The organism is Marinirhabdus gelatinilytica, from assembly GCF_003353425.1.
GTDB classification, from domain to species: domain Bacteria; phylum Bacteroidota; class Bacteroidia; order Flavobacteriales; family Flavobacteriaceae; genus Marinirhabdus; species Marinirhabdus gelatinilytica.
In genome coordinates this window covers 1-2,969 of record NZ_QRAO01000018.1, presented here as the reverse complement: position 1 = coordinate 2,969, position 2,969 = coordinate 1, and the positions used below count along the sequence as shown (strand labels likewise).

The window sequence follows — 2,969 nt, the reverse complement described above, 5'->3', positions numbered from 1 at the left end:
AAGCATATAATTTATGGCTCGATTTCAGTAAAGCGAGAAAATTCGCTATTTTTAAAAATAATATGTTAAGGCTGAAAAATCTATAGAGTATCTTACGCCACAAATCATATACAAGACCGTTGCCACACATTTGAAAAAAATATGAAAAACATTATAATTTTAGGAATTACACTAATTTTTCTGACTTCTTGTGGAAATGACGAAAAACCAAAAGTTATTTATCCAGAGAATGAAAATATTGAAACGGCGGAATTAAAAAAAGACTCGACTTTAATAGAAATTGCTGACATACCAATTCATATTGACAGTACAAAATACTTAATACATCCAATTGGAGAATACAGAATGTATGGTTCGAGAGGAAAAGTTTATTTTGGTTCTTCTAGTTATGGTTCCGGAAGTTTCTCAATAACTAATTACAATAGATATGAAATTACTGGAAATCTTCACAATCTAAAATTTCAACAACTTGATTCTGATAATCTAACTTCACTGACCACAAAAAATATTCGAATCAAATCAATCACTTTTTTAAGAGACATATATGACAACACAAAAAAGCAGATTTTAATCTATCGTGTGTTGGACAAAGACACTAATCGAGATAATGAACTTGACGATAATGACGTAGAAACTTTATACATAAGTAACATTGATGGTTCCGAATTTGAAAAACTAACATCCGAATACCAGGAACTAATTGACTGGAAAGAATTAGGAATCAAAAACCGAATATATTTTAGGAGCATCGAAGACACTAATAAAAATGGCGAATTTGATAAAGATGACAAAGTTCATTATCAATATGTAGATTTTAATAATGATAAACGAATTGTTAAGGAATATAAACCGATATAAAAAACGTGTGGCAACAACGTGTATAAAACATAGCTAATAAGTGCTAAACGCAAAGGATAGTGCTTATTTACAAAAACCGCCAAATTTTTAAATTTGGCTTTTAGGATTGATAAGTTAAAAACAAAATATAAAAATTCGGCTCTGTGTTAATCCGAAAAGATAACGTCTTTTTACACGCTACGTTTCATACACAAGACCGTTGTACCCAATTTGAGAAATGAACGAACTAACATTTGAAATAAATTCTAACGAAGAAATTTGGGAACTTTTTGACAAGGACTTGAATATAATATTCATTCATAAGTTTCTACCAAATGAGGTAATTAAATGGTGGAAAACGGATTTAAAAACTCAAAATGGAACTGAATTCAAAAATCTATCTGTTCGTCAAATGGAAATGGATGTCCAAACTGACTTAAACGGACTGAAAAAAATACTGGAACTGAATACAAATCAATTGCGGATTTATCAATTTGAAAAACCTGTTTCGGACACTTTAGAAATTGAAAGATTGCCTGAAAAGAATCGTGATCTGATTTTGAAACAAAACGGATTAAAACATTTCTTTTTTGTGGACTTTGAGTTCGTTACAATTGGAAGTTTTGAATCTGAATTTATAAACGGAATAGAACATAACCCAAAATTTGAGAATCGAATTGCGGAAAGAAAACGAATATTAACCAAACAAAAAACTGGGTACAACAATGTATAACCGCAATTACGGCGGATTCGACTACGTCCGAATCCACTCGGAATTGCTAACGTCAGTGCTTAACCGAAAATCATTAACTTTAATCCCGTAACTGACGGTTATACGAGACCGTTAGCAAATATTTGAAAATGAACAACGAAGAAATTATCGGAACTTGGAGAAGCAAAGATTTTCCTCTTTATACTTTTGGAGATTCTAAAGTAATTACTCTACACGTTCCAGACTTAGAAAGAGCTACTCTTTGGGTAAAAGACGAAAATAACTTAACTCTGGTTCAAGGAAATATAACAGTTCAAGAAATTGACAATGACATTTTTGAAATCAACTTCAATGGAGATGCAATTCACGAAAAATTCAATTCTGTTTCATCTCGGATGCATATGAAGTCAAATCCCCAGTCTTTTCTCATTGATTTGCCAGATTACGGAGAAAGATATATGGAAAAAATAAATTAGTGAGAAATGGATAGCACTATAATTATAGCTTTACTTAGTCCGTTACTTCTGACAATTGGAGGTTTAATAACTTGGTTTTTTAAATCTAAGAGAGAAGACATTCTGCTTTCGGAAGAAAAAACAAGAGATTTTAAGGTAAAAACCTATGAAACATTATTAGAACCATTTATTGTTGTTTTCACATTCACCCTAAACGAAAAAGAAAAGCAAAAAGGGATTAATAAATTGCTTTCATTGGATTACCGAAAAGCAGCTTTTAATCTTACAACATTTGGCTCTGACGAAGTCGTAAAATCTTATAACAGAATTATGCAGGCTTTTTTTAATATAAAATCTGAGGATTTTGCTGATGACGACGAAGAATATGCCGTAATAATGTTAACTCATTTGTCTGACCTATTATTAAACATCCGAAAAGATTTATATACTAAAAAGACTGATTTAAAAAGAAGTGAAATGTTGGCATTTATGATTAATGACATTGATAAACATCAATTTAGAATTAACAATGCGTAATAAAAACATTTGCTAACAATGTATATAAAACATAGCTAATATAGACTTTCCGAAAGGTTTTTGTGTGTTTGTGAAGACTGCCAAATTTTTAAATTTGGCTTTTAGTAAAATAAGGATAAAAAGAAAAATTTAAAAACTTGGCTCGTGTATAATCCGAAACGATAGCGTCTTTTTAAACGCTACGTTTCATATACGCAGCCGTTAGCAAAAACAGTACCTCAGCGAAATTTCAGCATTTTAGTGAAGTAAAGAGGCCTCATCATTTATGAGTAACTTTTTGCTGTGGTTTATGTCTGAGTCCTTTTTTGGGAACTAAACACCAGAGTTGCCTTCTCCTTTCTGTGGGTGTAGTTTCTGTATCCAAAGAGGAACCGTATCCGAAATTTTTTTTGTGGCTAAATCGGTGTTACATTCAGTCAGTTTCTGTC

General features: G+C 31.4%; 4 protein-coding genes. All 4 read left to right on the top strand.

The annotated features are described in order from the left end of the window. The first annotated feature begins 141 nt into the window (after positions 1 to 141). The 4 genes from C8D94_RS15115 to C8D94_RS15100 all read left to right on the top strand — a co-directional run bounded on the left by C8D94_RS15115 (position 142) and on the right by C8D94_RS15100 (position 2,541). Positions 142 to 858 carry a hypothetical protein gene (locus C8D94_RS15115; RefSeq protein WP_115124807.1) on the top strand — a complete coding sequence of 239 codons (717 nt, stop codon included), beginning with the start codon at positions 142 to 144 and terminating at the stop codon, positions 856 to 858. 217 nt (positions 859 to 1,075) lie between these two features. Further along, a complete protein-coding gene (locus C8D94_RS15110) occupies positions 1,076 to 1,570 on the top strand; it encodes a hypothetical protein (RefSeq protein WP_115124806.1) in 495 nt (164 codons plus the stop codon). A gap of 128 nt (positions 1,571 to 1,698) precedes the next feature. Beyond that, the gene (locus tag C8D94_RS15105) at positions 1,699 to 2,025 is read left to right on the top strand and encodes a hypothetical protein (RefSeq protein WP_115124805.1); all 327 of its coding nucleotides are present in this window, start codon (positions 1,699 to 1,701) and stop codon (positions 2,023 to 2,025) included. Between the two features lie 6 nt (positions 2,026 to 2,031). Further along, positions 2,032 to 2,541 (top strand): hypothetical protein, encoded by a 510-nt coding sequence (locus C8D94_RS15100; RefSeq protein WP_115124804.1) that lies wholly within the window; start codon positions 2,032 to 2,034, stop codon positions 2,539 to 2,541. The last annotated feature ends 428 nt before the right edge of the window (positions 2,542 to 2,969 follow it).

Excerpts from the sequence above, each read along its gene's own strand:
- C8D94_RS15115 (WP_115124807.1), top strand. The coding sequence starts at position 142 with ATGAAAAACATTATAATTTTAGGAATTACACTAATTTTTCTGACTTCT.
- C8D94_RS15110 (WP_115124806.1), top strand. The coding sequence starts at position 1,076 with ATGAACGAACTAACATTTGAAATAAATTCTAACGAAGAAATTTGGGAA.
- C8D94_RS15105 (WP_115124805.1), top strand. The coding sequence starts at position 1,699 with ATGAACAACGAAGAAATTATCGGAACTTGGAGAAGCAAAGATTTTCCT.
- C8D94_RS15100 (WP_115124804.1), top strand. The coding sequence starts at position 2,032 with ATGGATAGCACTATAATTATAGCTTTACTTAGTCCGTTACTTCTGACA.